We start from the raw sequence: 17,308 nt of genomic DNA, 5'->3' as shown, positions 1-17,308 counted from the left end.
ATCAGCATCTATTACTTTAAACACCGGTAGAAAGACGATATATCGTTTTATAATATCGTTCACAGACGAAATATCGCCTTTAAGTTTTACTGCGCCATCATATAGGCGTCAGACACTGCCTGTGCGAAAGCTTCGGGCGCTTCAGATGGCAGATTGTGACCAATTCCGCCAAGGACGGTCCGGTGCATATATTTTCCGGTAAACTTCCGGGCGTAGGTTTCCGGATCCGGATGAGGCGCAGCATTGTCATCTCCTTCGATAGTAATAGCAGGAACGCTGACCACCGGGAAATCTTTCAGTCTTTTTTCCAGACCGGTGTACCGGCGCTCTCCTTTGGCTGCCCCTATCCTCCAGCGGTAATTATGGATCACGATACTGACATGATCCTTATTTTCAAATGACCGGGCTGAAAGATTGAAGGCGCTATCACTGAATTTCCACCGGGGTGAGGCATTCTGCCAGATCAGCTTCGCCATGGCTTTGCGGTTAGCCTCGTAACCTGCCTTCCCCCTTTCCGTAGCGAAATAGAACTGGTACCACCATGCTTGTTCGGCTCCTGGGAGCAGCGGCTTTCCTCCTGTTTCCTGGCTGCCGATAAGATAGCCGCTGACAGAAACGAGGGCAATGCAGCGTTCCGGCCACAGCGCGGCCACGATATCGGCTGTTCGTGCTCCCCAGTCAAAACCTCCGATAACGGCTTTCCGGATATGCAGGGCGTTCATGAGTTCGATCACGTCGACCGCCAGTGCTGACTGCTGCCCGTTCCTGAAAGTCCTGTCTGAAAGAAAAACAGTGGAGCCGAAGCCGCGGAGGTACGGGGTGATGACCCGGAAACCTTTTCGGGCCAGTATTGGTGCGACAGCGGAAAAACTGTAGATATCGTAGGGCCAGCCGTGAAGAAGAATAACCGCCGGTCCGTCAGCAGGCCCTGATTCAACATAACCCACACTGAGCACACCAGCATTGATCTGCCGTATCCTTCCGAGTGCTTTAACAGCTTCGCCGGAACTGCCTGACAACTCCTGTCCGAAGACAGTCAGCCCGGTTCCTGTCAGGAGACAGCATAGTGAAACGGCGAATAAAAATATTTTCGGAGACAGAATGATCTTTGCTGCAGGCATTTTTTTGGAATAATATGATTTGTAACTACCGGGCCTGTCGTTGTTCCAACTCAGAACAATGACGCCTCGTTAAACAGACCGGCCGGACGCTGTAAACTGCAGGTCCGGCCGGTACTCTTATTTTCCGCCTGCTGCCGTAATGATCAGCCTGGCCACGACATCAGGATGAGAAGCGAATATCAGGTGGCTTCCTTTCGCTTCTATAGCCTTCGTTTTTGCACGCTTGTACATGTTCCTTTCAACATCGGGGTTAATGCTTTTATCTTCCGTTGCGACAATACCATAGCTGGGTTTCGTACGCCATGCCGCGTCGGTCAGTTCGGCCGCAAAGCTTTCTCCCAGAATAGGCTGCTGCGAGGCAAACAGGAAATCAGTCTCGGCTTTGCTCAGATCAGCCGCAAAACCTTCCCGGAATTTGCTTTTATCATAGTAGACGAAACCGTGTTCATCAGGTGCCAAGATGCCGTTCTCCGGGGCAGCGGGCAGTGAGGTTGCCCATTTGAGCGTATTTTCTCCCTTATCAGGCTGATAGGCTGCAACATAGACCAGCGCCACCACCTTTTCGTGCATACCTGCCTCCGTGATGACTACGCCGCCCCAGGAATGGCCTACAAGGATCACCGGCCCATCCTGCTTATCCAGAATCCTTTTAGTCGCATCCACATCATTTTTCAGGCCCGTCAGCGGGTTCTGAACAATCGTCACGTTGTAGCCCTTCGCGCTCAAAATATCGAAGACACCACGCCAGCCCGAGCCATCGGCAAAAGCACCATGGACGATAACAATATTCTTAACAGGCGAAGTTTGTGCCGTAGTAGGGTTTGTAAAAGCAAAAACGGTTAACAAAAGTACCAGGGCAACCATGCCCGGCCTCATTAATTTTTCAGAGATTTTCATAGCGGTATTATTATTTTATTATTGTTTAAGGTAATCGTTTATAAGGCTGGAAACAGGCTAATGATGTACAGCACCGGCGAGATCGATGTTTAATTTATTGCTAACCCTGGTGCCGAGATCAATATCCGCCCGAAAAAAATGGCACAGCTGGCGGTTGATAATTTCTTCACGTTTTGGGCCTGTGATACCTGACATAGCCTCCGAAATATTAGCGGCCAGGGCTTCTTTTCCTTCCGGGCCAAGTACATTCCTGTAAAAGATCCCGGGTTGGCTGAAATGATCGTCTTCACCTGGTGCGTTACGGCCGAACCAATCCAGCGTTTGCGAACGCGTATGCTCAGCCGGCCTTTTGTAGGCCATATCCTGCTGAATAGTGTCGAAACTGTTCGGGTAATAATTCGGTTGGGCCCCGCCGTTCCCATCAGTGCGCATCTGCCCGTCCCTGTGGTAATTGGCAACCATGAACGGACAGCGGTTAACCGGAATGTAATTGAAATTTATACCCAGGCGGTAACGCTGCGCGTCAGGATAAGCGAGGATCCGGCCCTGCAGCATTTTGTCGGGAGAAAACCCGATGCCGTCCACGATATTGGAAGGCGAAAAAGCGGCCTGTTCCACATCTGCAAAATAATTGGCCGGGTTCTCATTCAGCTGGATCGTCCCGACCTCAATAAGCGGAAAATCAGCCTGGCTCCAGGTCTTGGTAAGATCAAAGGGATTAAACCTGTGCTCACCTGCCTGCTCCGCTGTCATTACCTGTATATACAGCTGCCATTGCGGAAAATCCTTTTCGGCAATAGCTGCTAACAGGTCACGCTGTGCAAAATCAGGATCACGGCTCTTGAGCTCGCCGGCTTCCCGGGCACTGAGGTTTTTGACACCCTGCAGTGTTTTGAAATGGAATTTTACAAAAACCACCTCGTTTGAGGCATTGATCATGGAATAGGTATGACTGCCGAAACCGTGCATGTGACGATATCCGTAAGGTGTCCCCCTTTCGCTCATCAGAAACAGGACCTGGTGAAGGGATTCCGGATTAAGGCTGAAAAAATCCCAGGTCATCGTTGGGTTTTTACAGTTCGTGTGGGGGTCACGTTTCTGCGTATGTATAAAATCCGGGAACTTCTTCGGGTCTTTCAAAAAGAATATCGGTGTATTGTTGCCGACGATATCCCAGTTCCCGTCTTCGGTATAGAACTTGACAGCAAATCCCCGCGGGTCACGCTCCGTATCTGCACTTCCGCGCTCACCTCCCACTGTCGAAAACCTGATAAATATGCGGGTCTCTTTTCCAACAGCATTAAACAGTTTCGCCTTGGAAAACCGGCTGATATCACTGGTCACCCTAAAGATCCCGTATGCACCAGAACCTTTGGCATGAACCACCCTTTCCGGGATACGTTCCCTGTTAAAATGGGCAAGTTTTTCGTGCAGTATAAAATCCTGCAGCAATAGCGGGCCTCTCGGCCCGATGCTTTGCGTGTCTTCGTGGCTGGCATAGGGTATGCCGGATGCTGTGGTCAGTTTTTCATTCATTGTCGTAGCTATTGATTGCCAAAGCCATGACAAAGAGCACACCATCTTCACAAACAATTGTATAACAATACTTTACAAAAGTAAAGAAAAGCCATACCCTACTTTATTTCGTTAATGCATCGGGATTGCGCGATATAACATCGTTTAATAAACTGTCACTGATAAACCGCTGTAAATAAACTTTTTGGAACGCCCTTCCGACCCTTCGCCACTTCATCGCCAAACAGCGAAATGCAGTGCGGAACAAAAGACTAAATCAAATACAATCAATTCATTATCATTTAGTTATAACAATGGCACAGGTTTAGAGATCAGGGATTCATCCAATTAAAAAAAGACAGATGATCACACCCGTAATTACACCGGCACGTAATAACCCTTTTTCTGCCGCCAGGTCAGGCAGGTACGGATCAGGGAAAACCGCTGCTCCGGTGAAACCGGGTGACCATCGCCCCTGCTCCCCGCGGGATTTGAGCGGCGCCCGCTGCATAGATAGCAAACCCTGTAAATCCGGTTAACGGCCTGAATCACGAGAAGAAGTATCCGTAAATAATTAATTGATGACCACTATGAAAATTTTAAAATTCAACAAGAATCTCGCGGCGGTTGCCGCCCTGCTATTATTGCATGTCCATGCCTTTGCACAGGAAAGGCCATATCCGGGGGAAGAAGACCCGCTCGTGTTAAAGGAGATCCGGCCTTTTCTTAAAGCCCTGAACTCGGGCGGCGGCAAGCCGATCGAACAGTTAAGCCCGCCGGAGGCCCGTGATGTACTCACCGGCGCGCAGAACTCAGTTAAATTTGATTACTCGAATGTAGATGAAACCGAGAAAACGATCAGCCAAAACGGCACGAGCGTTAAACTTCATATCACGAAACCGAAAGGCGTTAAAGCGAATGCGCCGGTCTTTATATTTATTCACGGAGGCGGATGGGTACTGGGTGATTACCCTACCCACAGACGACTGGTACGCGATCTGGTCACAGGAAGCGGGGCGGTCGCTGTTTTTCCGGATTATTCGAGGTCGCCGGAGGCAAAGTATCCTACGGCTATCAATGAGATCTACGCTGCAACAGAATGGGTAGCGCAGCATGGAGCAGAGATCGGGGTGAACGGTAAAAACCTTGCCGTTGTCGGTAACAGCGTTGGTGGTAATATGACAGGCGTCATTGCCCTGATGGCTAAAGACAAAAAAGGCCCCAAAATAAAGCTGCAGGTCATGTTATGGCCGGTGACGGATGCAAATTTTGATACAGAATCCTACAATCTTTATGCGAACGGCCGCTTCCTGTCAAAGAAAATGATGCAGTGGTTCTGGGACAGCTATCTCCCTGACGCAGAAAAAAGAAAGGAAATTTATGCTTCTCCCCTGCAGGCCACCACAGAGCAGCTGAAAGGCCTGCCGCCGGCTCTGGTACAAACTGCCGAGAATGACGTCCTTCGTGATGAAGGGGAAGCTTATGCCCGAAAGCTTAATGAAGCTGGTGTGCCGGTAACACTGACAAGATACGGTGGACTGATCCATGATTACGGACTCCTCAACCCTATCGCGGATGTACCGGCAATAAAGGTTGCTATCCAGCAGGCCGCTGCCACCATAAAAGCCGCTCTGTATAAATAACAGGCATATCCGCTGGGCTTCCAACTGCAGCAGTACTGACAGCTCATCCGGCAACCGGTTTTCTCCATGAGTTTTCCAAAGATAAAACGCCTGCCTGCCGGTTGTAAAGGTTTGCTGAAGAAACTGACGGCATGTACTTTTGATAAAGAAAAAACCCTGGCCTCAGCATCGCAAAGCCTGGCCAGGGTTTTAATAGCATATCAGAGATCAGTTGCCCCGGTGTTCCACAGCTCTAACTATGCAGTTGAGTACCTCGTAATGCAGGTCAAAATTGTTGATATGAATTCCGTCAGACAGTATATTATATTCCAGTATCCTGTCTGCCACCGCCAAACGGAAGAGTTTTCCCCACTAAGATATGGCAATGAAAAAATGATAGCATCTTTCCTGTCGTTGAATAGCTGCTCCAACATCCCTTTATCATCGTACATATTTTTACAGAACAGCGCTGCACCATCTGCGATGGATTGCAAAAGCCGTTCCGGTTCCCTTTCGTTGTAGATCAAAAAGTGGTGCTTGTTATTGCTGACGTTACTAACCATCAGTTTTTCTGAAAGCGGCAGGCGCTTGTAGATGCGGTCAAAATGTATCGCTATGTAACCTCTTACTCCGTTCAACGCCGGCTTCATGATCTTATTGCGGAATACCAGGCGATATTGGTCGAACCATATACCTTCTTCCCCTTCCCGTATAGCCCAACAAGGCCGCTAAAGGATCGACGGAGGCCTTCAGCCTCTTCTTCAGCAAAGGGTACTTTAGCAACATATTCCGACAACATTCCCCCAACCTGTTCAACTATCTCGTTTATAATCGCTATTTCTTCCTTTGAAAAATCGTCTGTATACATTTTAGGATTTCGTTTTGATTATGGGATGAACATTCAACGCCATTGCCTCTTATTCCAGTAAATGTTTCAGGTAGAAAACCAGCGGCATTGACGCAAACCCAAGCGGGATAATGACAGCGAACAGCCAGGTGCCGGTAAATTTGATGATCGGCGTATATTTTTTATGCCGCAAGCCCATAGTTTGAAATGCGCTTTGAAATCCGTGTAAAAGATGAAAAGAAACGACCGCTACGGAGATCAGGTAAAATACTACATACCAAAGGCTCTTAAAACTCTCTGCCACGATAGTATATAAATCTTTTGTCCTGACGATCTCCGTATTTCCTTCCACGGTAACCGCATATTGGAATTTCTGAGATACAGGGTGATATTCGGATACTTCGCGTTTGCCGGTAAGCAGGTCTGTACGGTATTCACGAAAGGCTATCTCAGTATATTTATAGCGATACCAGAAATCCGCCATATGGATAACGATGAAAAGGAAAAGTATACTGCCGAGAAGCCCCATATTTTTTGACGGCCACGAAGCAGGCGAACGGGAAACGACAGCATACCTAACCGGCCTCGCCCTTCTGTTCAGGATAGTTAGTAGCAGAGCATAGGCCGCATGCACGATAATGGTAAGGTAGAGCAGGTAAGCGATCACTTCTACAGGCGGAAAGTGGGTCATAAAATGCGCATAGGTATTGAAACTGTAGCCCTCGTCACCGGCAAACAGGGTCATATTCCCGCTGACGTGGACAATGAGGTAAGTACACATAAATGTACCGGTTAAAGCCATCATCAGCTTTTTAAAAAGAGAAGAATTGAGGGTTCGTAAAAAGTCGCTCATCGTTGATGGGGTTAGTTGAAAGTCTCCAAAATTTCCCAGCAGATACAAGGCTAATGCCAAACAGGATAAAACGCGAATTTTAAAGGATTTACGGGCATCTGCTTCTTCAGGCCAAGACGAAATAACGCCGGGATACGGCGCGGGCACGAAATATCGTCTGCCCGAAGCGGTTGATATCCGGCCGCTCCACTTGAGGCAGCGAACATTTTACAACCTAATTTTCCCATTCATGCCTTTACTTCCGTCAGAAAACCGTTTTTTCTCCATCTCGGCGATAAGCCGCCCTCTGACGAAAGTTTATGGTATAAACTATGTACCGCTGATCTATCACAACCTGCTTAACGAAAAAAATGAGTTATAACAGACGAGAAACATTAGATTGCAAAATAAACCCCAATAAAGACTGTGGCGTAGAAGCTGCACTATCCATTGTAAGCGGCAAATGGAAACTCAGGATCTATAAGGCGTTAAGGCAGGGAGGCCCGACCCGTTTCTCAATATTGAAAAACGGGCTGGGCGACATTTCAGAAAAAACACTAACCGCCCAGTTAAGGGAGATGGAGTACGATGGGCTTCTCATCCGCATAACATATGCCGAAGTGCCACCAAGGGTAGAGTACAGCCTAACGGATCTCGGGCAAAAACTTGAACCGTTATTCTTGTCGCTGGAAGACCTGGGGCTTGCATACATTCTCCAAAAGATGCACCATGATAGCACAGAAAAAACCTGACAGCCACACACATGTCATTGCAATGTTAGAATAAAAAAAAGCTTCTTCTATAAATGGTTCGGTATCAGCGATACTTACCCTGGGGTAATTTACTTCCGTAGCGGTAAGCCTGTTGACCAATAGCATCGATCTTCTTTTTTTTGGATAAAAAAAAATTAAAATGAAAGTACTGATTACAGGCGGATCGTCGGGTATAGGAAAAGGCCTGGCTGAAAATTTTCACGAAAAGGGATGGGATGTGCTGGTTACCGGCCGCGACGTTAATAAGCTGGCTCAGCTGGCAAATGACCTGCAAGGTATCAGGACACTGGTCTATGACAGCTCCGTCGCAGACGACGAGATCAAAATTGTCGAGTTCATCAGAAATGTATGGGAAAATAAGCTGGATATACTAGTCAACAACGCGGGGCACGTCGCACTCACGCCGTTCGGGAACCTAAAGAGGGAAACACTGGAAAACATGTACCGGGTACATCTTACAGCTCCTTCCCTGCTGACAGCAGGCTGTCTCGATGCACTGAAAAACAACAAAGGCCAGATTCTCAATATCACAAGCAGCCACGGTATTAAACCATATGCTCAGCTCATGGCTTACGGATCGGCTAAAAGTGGCCTGAATATGCTCACGAAGATATGGGCGTTGGAGCTGGCACCGTTCGGTATCAGGGTAAATGCAATTGCTCCCGGACCTACCGACACGCCCGTACTGACCAACTCGGGTTTCTCAGCAGCGGATATAAAAAACATACAGGATACAGAGCAGAATGCCATTCCGCTGAAGCGACGCGGCGAGGTATCAGATATTGTCAATATCGCTGCAGCACTGGCCGGCGGCGCAGCATGGCTGACCGGTGCCATCATTCCGGTTGACGGTGGGATCTCCGTAAGTTAAAACAGATCCGGTGTCGCCTGCACGTCAAGATTTCAGGCGACACCTTAAACCACCAAACCGACGATATACAGTCGAACGACGAAATAGGCGAACGATATTTCGTACGAAATCTATCCGTTTTTAACAGGGGCGAATAGATGTTACAACAAACAACTGAACCGCAGTGCTTTGCCATCTTTAAAACATCCGGCAGGCAGCTCGAAAAGCCTTGGAGCACCTTTTGCATTCCGCATCACTCAGCGGCATTAACGCCCAGCCATATATGAATAAACTCTCCAGGAAAATAACCTTAATCTTATCACTGTCTGTTTCTATCTCATTCTCCCTCAACGCTCAAGTATACAAAGACCCGAAAAAAAGTATTGAAGAAAGGGTCAGCGACCTTCTCGGACGCATGACGCTGGAAGAAAAGATAGCACAAATGAGCATGACATCTTTGTCAGGCTCCCTGAAAAGCCCGATTTCTGTGGGCGTCGTGGAAAGCCCCTTTATCACCGCCGGAGAAATTACGGTCCAGTCTGCAGCGGCAAAAAAATATGCCCGTGAAAAAACAAGGCTTGGCATCCCTCCTATTCAGATAGGCGAATGCCTGCACGGCCAGCTGGCTGCAGGCGCAACCATATTTCCGCAGGCCATAGGACAGGGAAGCACCTGGAATCCTTCGCTGATCAGAAAAATGGCCGGCACAATTGCTTCAGAGGCATCTGCTTCAGGCGTTGACCAGGCACTATCCCCCCTTTTTGACCTAATCCGCGATCCGAGATATGGACGGGTTGAAGAATGCCTTGGAGAAGACCCTTACCTTGTCAGTCAGTTGGGCTGTGCTTTTGTTAACGGCATGCAGGGGGAAGCTTCTGAAAGCCGGATAGGCATACCTGAAGGAAAACTGATAGCCACAGGAAAACATTTCGCTGCTTACAGTATTCCGGTAGCGGGTGTAAATATCGCACCGGCGAAGATTGGCGAGCGTGAGCTGAGGAGTATGTTCCTCAGCCCTTTCAGGGATGCCGTACAAAAAGCGAACATTTACTCGATCATGCCATCGTACAATGAGACAGACGGCATACCTGCACATAGCAGCAAATTTATTTTGAAACAGATCCTGCGCGAAGAATGGAACTTCGGGGGATATGTGTTTTCCGACTATGGCGGACTGAGCCAGCTTTACGATTTTCATAAGATCGCCAAAACAAAAGCTGATGCCGCAATGCTTGGTATGGAAGCGGGTGTCGATCTTGAGGCTTCACGTCCCGACATTTATAAGACGCTCCCTGAACTCGTAAAAAACGGCAGTCTCCGGGAAAGCGTCATTGACAGTGCTGTAGCCCGAATATTAAGGATAAAATTTAAAGCAGGGCTTTTCGAAAAAAACCTACCGGATACAATCTCGCTGAAAAAGAAACTTCATACGGCAGAGGCGGTAGCGCTGTCACAACAAATTGCTGAAGAATCGATCGTTCTTTTGAAAAATCAGGGGAACGTGTTACCCTTAAATATCAGTTCGCTGCATTCTATAGCCGTGATCGGCCCTAATGCAGATAAAGTTCAGTACGGGGATTACAGTTCCACGCGCGATAACCGTTCCGGAACAACGGTACTTAAAGGCATCAGAGAATATGTTGGCGACAAAGTAAAGGTGAATTATGCACTGGGGTGTGAATTATCAGGCCCTGATACCAGCAAATTCGCTGAGGCTGAAGAGGCCGCACGCAGAAGTGACGCAGTGGTAGTTGTTTTGGGCACCACAAGTGTGGTTTTTGAAGGTATCGGATGGAACGGAAAAGCAGGTAAGGATGAACCTTCGGATCCTTTCAGCTGCGGTGAAGGTTATGATGTGACCGATATCGATCCCCAGGGCGTTCAGCGTAAATTACTGCAGCGGCTTTACCAGGCAGGCAAACCGGTCATACTCGTTCTCGTTCATGGCCGTCCCTGGAGTATCAGTTGGGAAAAAGAACACGTTCCTGCGATACTGGAGGCTTGGTACCCCGGTGAAAGAGGCGGAAATGCCGTGGCTAATATCCTGTTTGGAAAAGTTAATCCCTCTGGCAGGCTCAACATGACCATACCGCAGTCAACAGGGCACATACCGGTTTACTATAATTACGTAAATTCATCAAAAGGCAATAACAGGCAGCCCGGTAGTTTTGAAAAACCGGGGCGTGATTATGTATACTCATCTACTGCTCCTCTTTTTCCTTTCGGCTTCGGACTGAGTTATACGACTTTCAGCTACGCCGATTTAAAAGTCAGTTCTGATACGCTGTCGGGAGGCAAAGAAATCGAGGTCCGGTTATCCGTTACAAATAATGGAAAAGTGAAGGGGAAAGAAGTGGTTCAGCTCTATTTAGGCAACAAAGTTAATTCAGTGAGCACTCCTGAAAAACAGCTCAAAAGATTCAGCAAGATCGAAGTTGCGCCGGGCAAAACCCAAATTGTCAGATTCACGATTAAAGCCGAAGACCTGGCCTTCTGGAACCGCGATATGAAAGAGGCCACGGAACCGGGAGAGTTCGATCTGATGATCGGCAGGTCCGCGGAAGACATTGTGCTGAAAAAGAAAATGTATCTTGACTAACAGGCCCTTTTCCGGAAATTCCGAAGAATAGAAAAAGCCGTGTCAGCCGGGACCAAAGGGGGAATTGGGAACGGTTGACACCAGCGGCTTATTAAAACCACCAGACATTAAGCTGTAAACGTCATGCCGTATATATACATGGCATGACGTTTACTAATCCCGACAGTTAGCCGGTAAAGCGGAAAAAAAACTGGTAATAAAAGCTTCCCGAATTTAATTAAGGCAGGACCTGAGCTCATTTGCTTTTGTGGACATCCGCATTTTTTCAAGTGCGCCGTCCTTTAACCGCCTTGTATGCGCAATACAGAGGCCGAAGATACGGGCGATCTCTTCCAGCCGGATAGCTTGGCCCGTTTCGAGGCCAAAAAACAGGATTAGCAGGTCCCTCTCCCTTTGCGTAAGTTCCGTCATGGCGTCCCGAATATCCTGCCGCAATGACTCTCTCAGGAGTCTTTCGTCAGGCGTTGCTTTTTCTAAACTTACCGTCTCATGGAACGTTAAGGGGCTGTCTGCGCTTACCGGATGATCGAGTGACAAAGTGATCTTATCCTGTATAATAAGCTCAGAAAGCAAATTCGCCTCGATACCAACCTCCGATGCAAGTTCTTCGTTGGTCGCACCGCGCTGATAGCGCTGCTCCAATAAGGCTGAGGCCCGCATACACTTATTGAGGAGCGCGACCTGGTTCATCGGAAGATGTATAAATCTGGTGTATTCCTGGACTGCGCCCGAGATGGCCTGCCTGATCCACCATACTGCATAGGAAATAAAACGAAATCCCCTGGTGTGGTCAAAACGCTGCGCTGCGCGGATCAGCCCCAGATTTCCTTCACTGATCAGGTCATTCAGTGATATGCCGCTCGTCTGGTATTGTTTGGCTACCGATATTACAAATCTGAGATTAGCAGTGACCAGCTTGGCTTCAGCCTGTCTGTCGCCTTCCAGCACGCGGGCACAAAGCTCCTGTTCTTCCTTGGGGCTCATCATCCCTATTTTTTCAACGTCCCTGAAATAACGTCTCAGCAGATCACCGTCGCGCGGTGTAATAGCGGCTGTAATTACAAGTTTTCTCATTGCCGATAATTTTGTTTACCAATGTTTGCTATACAAAGGTGGCATCGCACCCACCAGGGAGTTATTGACTAATCACAAAAAAAATCATTGATTTAAGTCAACACTGCCTGAGTCCCCTGCTGCGGAATTTTGAAATACATTACCCTGCCCAGTATCTGCCTTTCTCCCTAAATCTATCCTTGTCATACTACCGGACTATTTTTTAAAGGCGGCAGGTCAAAAACCATTGATAAATGTCAACGATCTTTTTAGATATAAATCAACACCCCATCCCAGTGTACCTCAGAACTTTGCAGTAGTTCTCGCAGGATATAGTTAACTGACCGGAATAGATTGGAAGCCTGATAAGCCTCATCGGGTTCTTAAACATGCCGGACCTGCAGAATGACAGTGTTTTTAATGGTTAGCCACCCTGCATTTGTGCCGGCGTTGCAGATAAAATGATCTTGCCCCTAAGGGCAGGTTATTAAACACAAATTATTATGAATCTATTTATGTTTTTATTGACACATGCAGCACAGGCAGCATCTCTACTGATCCTTGTAAGGGTCATTACAAGAGAAAACCAGGCAAAAACAGAAAGCAGGGCCTTCGTGGAAGATATCATAAAGTGATCACCAGCAGTTGCAGGCCAGGTATCATCGGAAAATTGCACTGAACGGGAAAAATTCCTTTTTTGATCAATGGCAATGCAGCCTTTCTTGACATTTATCAAGAATCTTAGCGGCCGTTACTACCGACCTTCACCGCACATTACAATGAGACAATCAACCTCAGGGATTATGGAAAACAGCAGCATGGAAAGCAAACAATATATCAATTCCGAATTCAAAGCGGCGTTGCATGCCAAGTGCCCGAAATGCCGGGGGGGCAAGATGTTTTCCGCAAGCACTATTGCAGGTTATGGCCAGCAAATGAATGAAGACTGCCCATACTGCGCCTTCCATTTCGAGATCGAGCCCGGCTACTTTTATGTCGCCATGTTTGTAAGCTACGCACTTGATGTTGCTATCATGGTGGCCTTTGCAGTCGCGACCTATATTTTAATTTTAAGCGACAGTGTGAACCCCTGGGTTTATACCGTCGCTACTTTGCTGCCGATATTTTTATTATCACCGATGATATACAGATACTCAAGGGTGATACTGCTGTTCTGGCTGACGCCGAACCTGCATTTCGAGCCGGAACGGTCCAAAGATGAGTACGTGAGTTTCAAAAGACGGTCCGGACGATGATCAAAGCCGGTTACCCACGACCTTCGAAATGCTATTGAAGCTTGTAAATACATACAGCTTAAGAATTCATCAGAAAATAAGCACAAACTTACCTATACAAATAACCATCATTTAAAAACCCGTTAAAAATGGAAAAACGACTGAATGTTTACACAGAAGGGCAACCGGCATTAAAGACCCTGTTCGGCATACACGCCTATCTGAAAAACTCCCCGCTGGAAAAACCTTTGCTGGAATTGGTTTATACCCGCGTTTCACAGATCAACGGATGTGCTTACTGCCTCGATATGCATACGAAAGATGCACGCCACGGCGGTGAAACAGAGCAGCGCCTGTACGGTCTTGATGCCTGGAAAGACAGCCCCTTTTATAATGAAAAGGAACGTGCAGCACTGGGCTGGGCGGAAGCGGTAACTGCTGCTAACGTAAGTGACAGCCAGTACAGGGAGGCGTTAACCCAGCTGTCTGAAGCAGAACTCATCGATCTTACATTGGCCGTCACCACGATCAATACCTGGAATCGTATCAACATCGCCTTTGCATTCCCGGCAGGATCATATGTTGTTGGCCAATTCGGATGACCGGTGTTAAAGAAACTATTGATTAATAGTGTTTAAATAGGCAGGCCGCCGTATGTCTTATTCAGCCTGTTGTGCCTTTGGCCCGGCAGGTGGCGGCCTGTTTTTTACCCCAACAAAAACATTATCTTTTTATGAAAGCAATATTTAAACTTTACGCATTTGCACCTTTTTTTGCGGTTTCATGCCATTCAAATAATACGGTGCCTGTTAACACCGGGAATGCAACACGCCCGGTTGCACTCTGCGGCCCGTTAAGTGACAGCTGTACTGCAAAAGGGCGCCTGGCAGGTTTCTTATCTTTTCCGGCGAGCGCTGCGGGGCAGGCATCGCTCCAGCTCCGCCTGACCGTTTCAAATACGGCCAGTGATACCCGGCGTTTTTGTAAATGGCAGACACCTTTTGAAACGCGGTCAGGAAGATTTCTCGAGATCAGGAATGAACGCGGTGAAGAAGTACCTTACCTGGGAATAAGTGTAAATAAAGTTGTACCAACCTCCGAAGACGCTTACATATCCGTTGCGCCTCAGACCGGAATATCTGCTGACATAGACCTCTTCAAAGTTTATAAATTCAGCTCGCCCGGTACTTACACGATCAAATATACAGGTGAGCTTGTCAGCAACGTATGTGTTCAGGACTCAATCAGGTTTATATACAAATAACGCCGCTGATCATCTGATGATCGCGTTTAAAATCATCCGGAGCATCCTATATAGACGATAGCGGGTCAGCCGCAGGACTATAATTCAAGTTTAAAGCCGACGTGTATCGCCACCCCCTGTTCACTCTCAATACTAAAGTCCCCTTTCAGCTGCCTGGTCAGCGCCCTCATCATACCTATCCCGAGAGAACTATCGCTGTCGTGTTCAAAAGCGTCCGGCAACCCTTTACCGTCGTCTTTTACAGTAAGTTCCAAACCCTCGTTTTCCGTTCTTTTCGCTGAAACAGCGATAACGCCGCCCTTATCGCAAAATGCATACTTGATGGAATTGGTGATGGCCTCATTAAGAATAAGGCCTATCGGAACGGCCTGGCTTATATTCAGACTGATGTCTTCAATATCAAGAACGAACCTTATAGACCGGATATCTTGAACGTAGATATTGGACAAATAGCTGGTTAGTTCACTGATATACCCCGGTAAGGCTACAGATGCAACCGAATTCTTACTGTAAAGCTTGTGATGAATGATGGCGATCGCCTGGATCCGGTTCTGGACATCGAACAGCGCCTTTTTTGCATCCTCGTTTTTAAGATAAGTGGACTGGTTATAAAGCAGGCTCATTACGATCTGCAGATTATTTTTCACACGATGATGGACCTCTTTCAACAGCCATTCCTTCTCACTGAGCAAGTCTTCCAGCGATTCTACTAGGTCATTCTTATCCGTCAGCAGCATCTCCTTCTGGGTCAGTAATTCCGATAACACGCCATTCTGATCATTGATTTCTTTTTGTTTCGCTCTTAAAGTAAAGTTGCTGCGGCGTTTAGCCTGATAAGCAAAGAGCAATACGGCGGCGAACAAGGCAGAAACAATCGTAATGACTACAATGAATCTGCCCTGTAACTTAGACCGTTCAAGCCTCGCATTTTGAGCAGAGGCTTCACTGTTTAGCAACTGAATAGCTTTATCTTTATTGACTGAATTGTATTTTGCCTCTAATTCACTGATCCGATTCCTGCTCTCTAAAGACATTGACGAGTCACGCAGATCTGTTATGATTTCATGTTCCCGCAACGCACTTAAAAAATTCCCGCCTACAGAATCTACTTTCAATTTGACGGTGTGAACATAAATGCGTGTGTTGTTACTGAGTTTGTTTTCCGGGAATGATTGCAATACCAAAAGAGATGCTTTCAATTCGCCCCATTGTTCGGTGTAAATATAGTACAAAGGAAGAGGATAGTAGGTTACAACAAACTCTTCTTTCGCGTAAGCACTGCCGTCGACTTTAGCATTCGGCAGGTACCGATCAAAAGCCAATTTGAATTTTTGAACAAGCTTTTGAGCAGCACCCCAGTTTTTCATTGATGTGTTCAAGCTAAGTTCCCTTGACAATAAGAAACATTCCATTTTAAGCGTTTTTGGATATTTGGATGCTTCTTTTAACAAATTTACCGCGGTAGAAAATTCCCTCAATTTGATGTAGCAACCTACGCTTCCCGTTAATCCCCAGTAGTAGCGATCGAAATCTTTAAGCGTCTTTGAAATCTGCATCCCCTTCTTGTACATTTCTATCGCAAACTCGTACTTACGGTGTTTGTGATAAGCGACCGCCAAGTTATAATAATATAACAGGCCGTCGCCTATGCTGCCATTCTTATCATTTTCATAAGCATTTACGCAATCTATGCGTGCTTTGATATGCTTATCTTCCTTCCTACTTCTGAAATATGTTTCGGCCAGCATATAATAACCGTAATAGATCTTGCGGTACTTTAGCGCCTTATATTCCTGGAGAACCCACAATTGCTCCTGCTCGGCTTTTGCATAATCTCCGGCGGTCATATCTGCGTCAGCCACTTTTCCCATAGCGTCTGCTACATTCTGTTTGTTTCCGGTCAATTTGAACAGATCATAAGCTTTTTGGTAGCAGCTGCGGCGCAACGGAAAACCGCTTTTGATCTCCAGTTCAAAATCATCACCGATCTTCTGCCATGAGGCCGCCTCTGCGGCAATCCCTTTGCGCCGTTCATAAGTCGTGATCTTCGTAAACAGCAGTTGCGCTGATGTAAAATCCGCACTCTTGACCAGTATCCGCGCCCTCTTTGACAACACTCTGTAATAAAGATTTTCGAGTGCGGGAACCGAAGTAATCTCCTCAGCAGCAGTCAGCAAAGCTAAGGCGCTATCGATATATTTCCTGTTCTCGGAAAATTTCGGGATGAAAGCCTCAGCCCGCGCGATCATCTTATTTATCCTCACGCTATCCGGTACCCGAACCTCTCCGTTTTTATGCTCAGCGAAAGGCTTGCCGGCAACAGGCCCGAAAATAAAAAAGCATAAAAGAAAGGCAAAAAGTCCGCGTGTCATTGGGTAATTCTGTCATATTTTGCCGCCATATGCAGCAACGATTATCAAGTTCTAAATATAACGCAGCAAGGGAATATTCTTAAATCAGGAAGCCAATAAATTGTACCCTTAGTGTAATTTATGCTCTTTTTTTAATTTTATGATGGCGCATCAGAAAACTCTGTCAGGGTAGAAAATATCAATACACTGACAATCGGCGTATCGGGATTCGTTATGTTTGCTATACATCGGGATCATCCTTTCGGCCTAAGGTTGTGTTTCCAATATGCTCACACCTGCAAGGCCGGAGATTGTTCCGGAATCATATTTCCAGACAGCAAAATGCATC

Annotated in this window: 15 protein-coding genes; 8 read left to right on the top strand and 7 right to left on the bottom strand. The window is 47.0% G+C overall.

The window, feature by feature from the left end:
- Positions 1–86 precede the first annotated feature (86 nt).
- From BC343_RS24695 to BC343_RS24685, 3 genes are all read right to left on the bottom strand, one after another.
- Positions 87–1,121, bottom strand: a complete 1,035-nt coding sequence (locus tag BC343_RS24695) for an alpha/beta fold hydrolase (RefSeq protein WP_078350464.1) — start codon at positions 1,119–1,121, stop codon at positions 87–89.
- Positions 1,122–1,238: 117 nt separating this feature from the next.
- Positions 1,239–2,018 (bottom strand): alpha/beta hydrolase, encoded by a 780-nt coding sequence (locus tag BC343_RS24690; protein ID WP_078350463.1) that lies wholly within the window; start codon positions 2,016–2,018, stop codon positions 1,239–1,241.
- Positions 2,019–2,075: 57 nt separating this feature from the next.
- On the bottom strand, positions 2,076–3,554 hold the full coding sequence (locus BC343_RS24685) for a catalase (protein ID WP_078350462.1): 1,479 nt from the start codon (positions 3,552–3,554) through the stop codon (positions 2,076–2,078).
- A gap of 569 nt (positions 3,555–4,123) precedes the next feature.
- Here BC343_RS24685 and BC343_RS24680 point away from each other — a divergent pair.
- Together BC343_RS24680 and BC343_RS30855 are read left to right on the top strand one after the other, a co-directional pair.
- Positions 4,124–5,176, top strand: a complete 1,053-nt coding sequence (locus BC343_RS24680; RefSeq protein ID WP_078350523.1) for an alpha/beta hydrolase — start codon at positions 4,124–4,126, stop codon at positions 5,174–5,176.
- Between the two features lie 66 nt (positions 5,177–5,242).
- Positions 5,243–5,677: a hypothetical protein gene (locus BC343_RS30855; protein WP_143822336.1), complete on the top strand. Its 435-nt coding sequence runs from the start codon at positions 5,243–5,245 to the stop codon at positions 5,675–5,677.
- Between the two features lie 124 nt (positions 5,678–5,801).
- On the opposite strand, the gene BC343_RS24670 is transcribed toward BC343_RS30855, so the two are convergent.
- Both BC343_RS24670 and BC343_RS24665 read right to left on the bottom strand, forming a co-directional pair.
- The gene (locus BC343_RS24670; protein ID WP_078350460.1) at positions 5,802–6,023 is read right to left on the bottom strand and encodes a hypothetical protein; all 222 of its coding nucleotides are present in this window, start codon (positions 6,021–6,023) and stop codon (positions 5,802–5,804) included.
- 49 nt (positions 6,024–6,072) lie between these two features.
- Complete coding sequence (locus BC343_RS24665) at positions 6,073–6,855, bottom strand: succinate dehydrogenase cytochrome b subunit (RefSeq protein ID WP_078350459.1); 783 nt, start codon at positions 6,853–6,855, stop codon at positions 6,073–6,075.
- A 350-nt stretch (positions 6,856–7,205) separates the two neighbouring features.
- On the opposite strand from BC343_RS24665, the gene BC343_RS24660 reads away from it, so the two are divergent.
- The 3 genes from BC343_RS24660 (at position 7,206) to BC343_RS24650 (ending at position 11,056) form a co-directional block, all read left to right on the top strand.
- Entirely contained in the window at positions 7,206–7,586 is a 381-nt protein-coding gene (locus tag BC343_RS24660; RefSeq protein WP_078350458.1) for a winged helix-turn-helix transcriptional regulator, read from the top strand.
- Between the two features lie 160 nt (positions 7,587–7,746).
- Positions 7,747–8,478, top strand: coding sequence for an SDR family NAD(P)-dependent oxidoreductase (locus BC343_RS24655; RefSeq protein WP_078350457.1), 732 nt, complete (start codon positions 7,747–7,749; stop codon positions 8,476–8,478).
- A 262-nt stretch (positions 8,479–8,740) separates the two neighbouring features.
- Entirely contained in the window at positions 8,741–11,056 is a 2,316-nt protein-coding gene (locus tag BC343_RS24650; RefSeq protein WP_078350456.1) for a glycoside hydrolase family 3 N-terminal domain-containing protein, read from the top strand.
- A 213-nt stretch (positions 11,057–11,269) separates the two neighbouring features.
- Here BC343_RS24650 and BC343_RS24645 read toward each other — a convergent pair whose 3' ends face one another.
- Positions 11,270–12,130 carry a sigma-70 family RNA polymerase sigma factor gene (locus BC343_RS24645; RefSeq protein WP_078350455.1) on the bottom strand — a complete coding sequence of 287 codons (861 nt, stop codon included), beginning with the start codon at positions 12,128–12,130 and terminating at the stop codon, positions 11,270–11,272.
- A 782-nt stretch (positions 12,131–12,912) separates the two neighbouring features.
- Between BC343_RS24645 and BC343_RS24640 the strand changes: the two genes are divergently transcribed.
- The 3 genes from BC343_RS24640 to BC343_RS24630 all read left to right on the top strand — a co-directional run bounded on the left by BC343_RS24640 (position 12,913) and on the right by BC343_RS24630 (position 14,608).
- The gene (locus BC343_RS24640; RefSeq protein ID WP_238381857.1) at positions 12,913–13,365 is read left to right on the top strand and encodes a DUF983 domain-containing protein; all 453 of its coding nucleotides are present in this window, start codon (positions 12,913–12,915) and stop codon (positions 13,363–13,365) included.
- A gap of 128 nt (positions 13,366–13,493) precedes the next feature.
- Complete coding sequence (locus BC343_RS24635) at positions 13,494–13,946, top strand: carboxymuconolactone decarboxylase family protein (RefSeq protein WP_078350454.1); 453 nt, start codon at positions 13,494–13,496, stop codon at positions 13,944–13,946.
- A 131-nt stretch (positions 13,947–14,077) separates the two neighbouring features.
- Positions 14,078–14,608 carry a hypothetical protein gene (locus BC343_RS24630; protein WP_078350453.1) on the top strand — a complete coding sequence of 177 codons (531 nt, stop codon included), beginning with the start codon at positions 14,078–14,080 and terminating at the stop codon, positions 14,606–14,608.
- 77 nt (positions 14,609–14,685) lie between these two features.
- On the opposite strand, the gene BC343_RS24625 is transcribed toward BC343_RS24630, so the two are convergent.
- Entirely contained in the window at positions 14,686–16,980 is a 2,295-nt protein-coding gene (locus BC343_RS24625) for a tetratricopeptide repeat-containing sensor histidine kinase (protein ID WP_078350452.1), read from the bottom strand.
- Positions 16,981–17,308 lie beyond the last annotated feature (328 nt).

Source organism: Mucilaginibacter pedocola (genome assembly GCF_002013915.1).
Taxonomy (GTDB): domain Bacteria; phylum Bacteroidota; class Bacteroidia; order Sphingobacteriales; family Sphingobacteriaceae; genus Mucilaginibacter; species Mucilaginibacter pedocola.
This window is presented reverse-complemented; position numbering and strand designations above follow the sequence as displayed.

Coding starts and splice junctions, on each gene's coding strand:
- BC343_RS24695 (WP_078350464.1), bottom strand. CDS start 1,121: ATGCCTGCAGCAAAGATCATTCTGTCTCCGAAAATATTTTTATTCGCC.
- BC343_RS24690 (WP_078350463.1), bottom strand. CDS start 2,018: ATGAAAATCTCTGAAAAATTAATGAGGCCGGGCATGGTTGCCCTGGTA.
- BC343_RS24685 (WP_078350462.1), bottom strand. CDS start 3,554: ATGAATGAAAAACTGACCACAGCATCCGGCATACCCTATGCCAGCCAC.
- BC343_RS24680 (WP_078350523.1), top strand. CDS start 4,124: ATGAAAATTTTAAAATTCAACAAGAATCTCGCGGCGGTTGCCGCCCTG.
- BC343_RS30855 (WP_143822336.1), top strand. CDS start 5,243: ATGAGTTTTCCAAAGATAAAACGCCTGCCTGCCGGTTGTAAAGGTTTG.
- BC343_RS24670 (WP_078350460.1), bottom strand. CDS start 6,023: ATGTATACAGACGATTTTTCAAAGGAAGAAATAGCGATTATAAACGAG.
- BC343_RS24665 (WP_078350459.1), bottom strand. CDS start 6,855: ATGAGCGACTTTTTACGAACCCTCAATTCTTCTCTTTTTAAAAAGCTG.
- BC343_RS24660 (WP_078350458.1), top strand. CDS start 7,206: ATGAGTTATAACAGACGAGAAACATTAGATTGCAAAATAAACCCCAAT.
- BC343_RS24655 (WP_078350457.1), top strand. CDS start 7,747: ATGAAAGTACTGATTACAGGCGGATCGTCGGGTATAGGAAAAGGCCTG.
- BC343_RS24650 (WP_078350456.1), top strand. CDS start 8,741: ATGAATAAACTCTCCAGGAAAATAACCTTAATCTTATCACTGTCTGTT.
- BC343_RS24645 (WP_078350455.1), bottom strand. CDS start 12,130: ATGAGAAAACTTGTAATTACAGCCGCTATTACACCGCGCGACGGTGAT.
- BC343_RS24640 (WP_238381857.1), top strand. CDS start 12,913: ATGGAAAACAGCAGCATGGAAAGCAAACAATATATCAATTCCGAATTC.
- BC343_RS24635 (WP_078350454.1), top strand. CDS start 13,494: ATGGAAAAACGACTGAATGTTTACACAGAAGGGCAACCGGCATTAAAG.
- BC343_RS24630 (WP_078350453.1), top strand. CDS start 14,078: ATGAAAGCAATATTTAAACTTTACGCATTTGCACCTTTTTTTGCGGTT.
- BC343_RS24625 (WP_078350452.1), bottom strand. CDS start 16,980: ATGACACGCGGACTTTTTGCCTTTCTTTTATGCTTTTTTATTTTCGGG.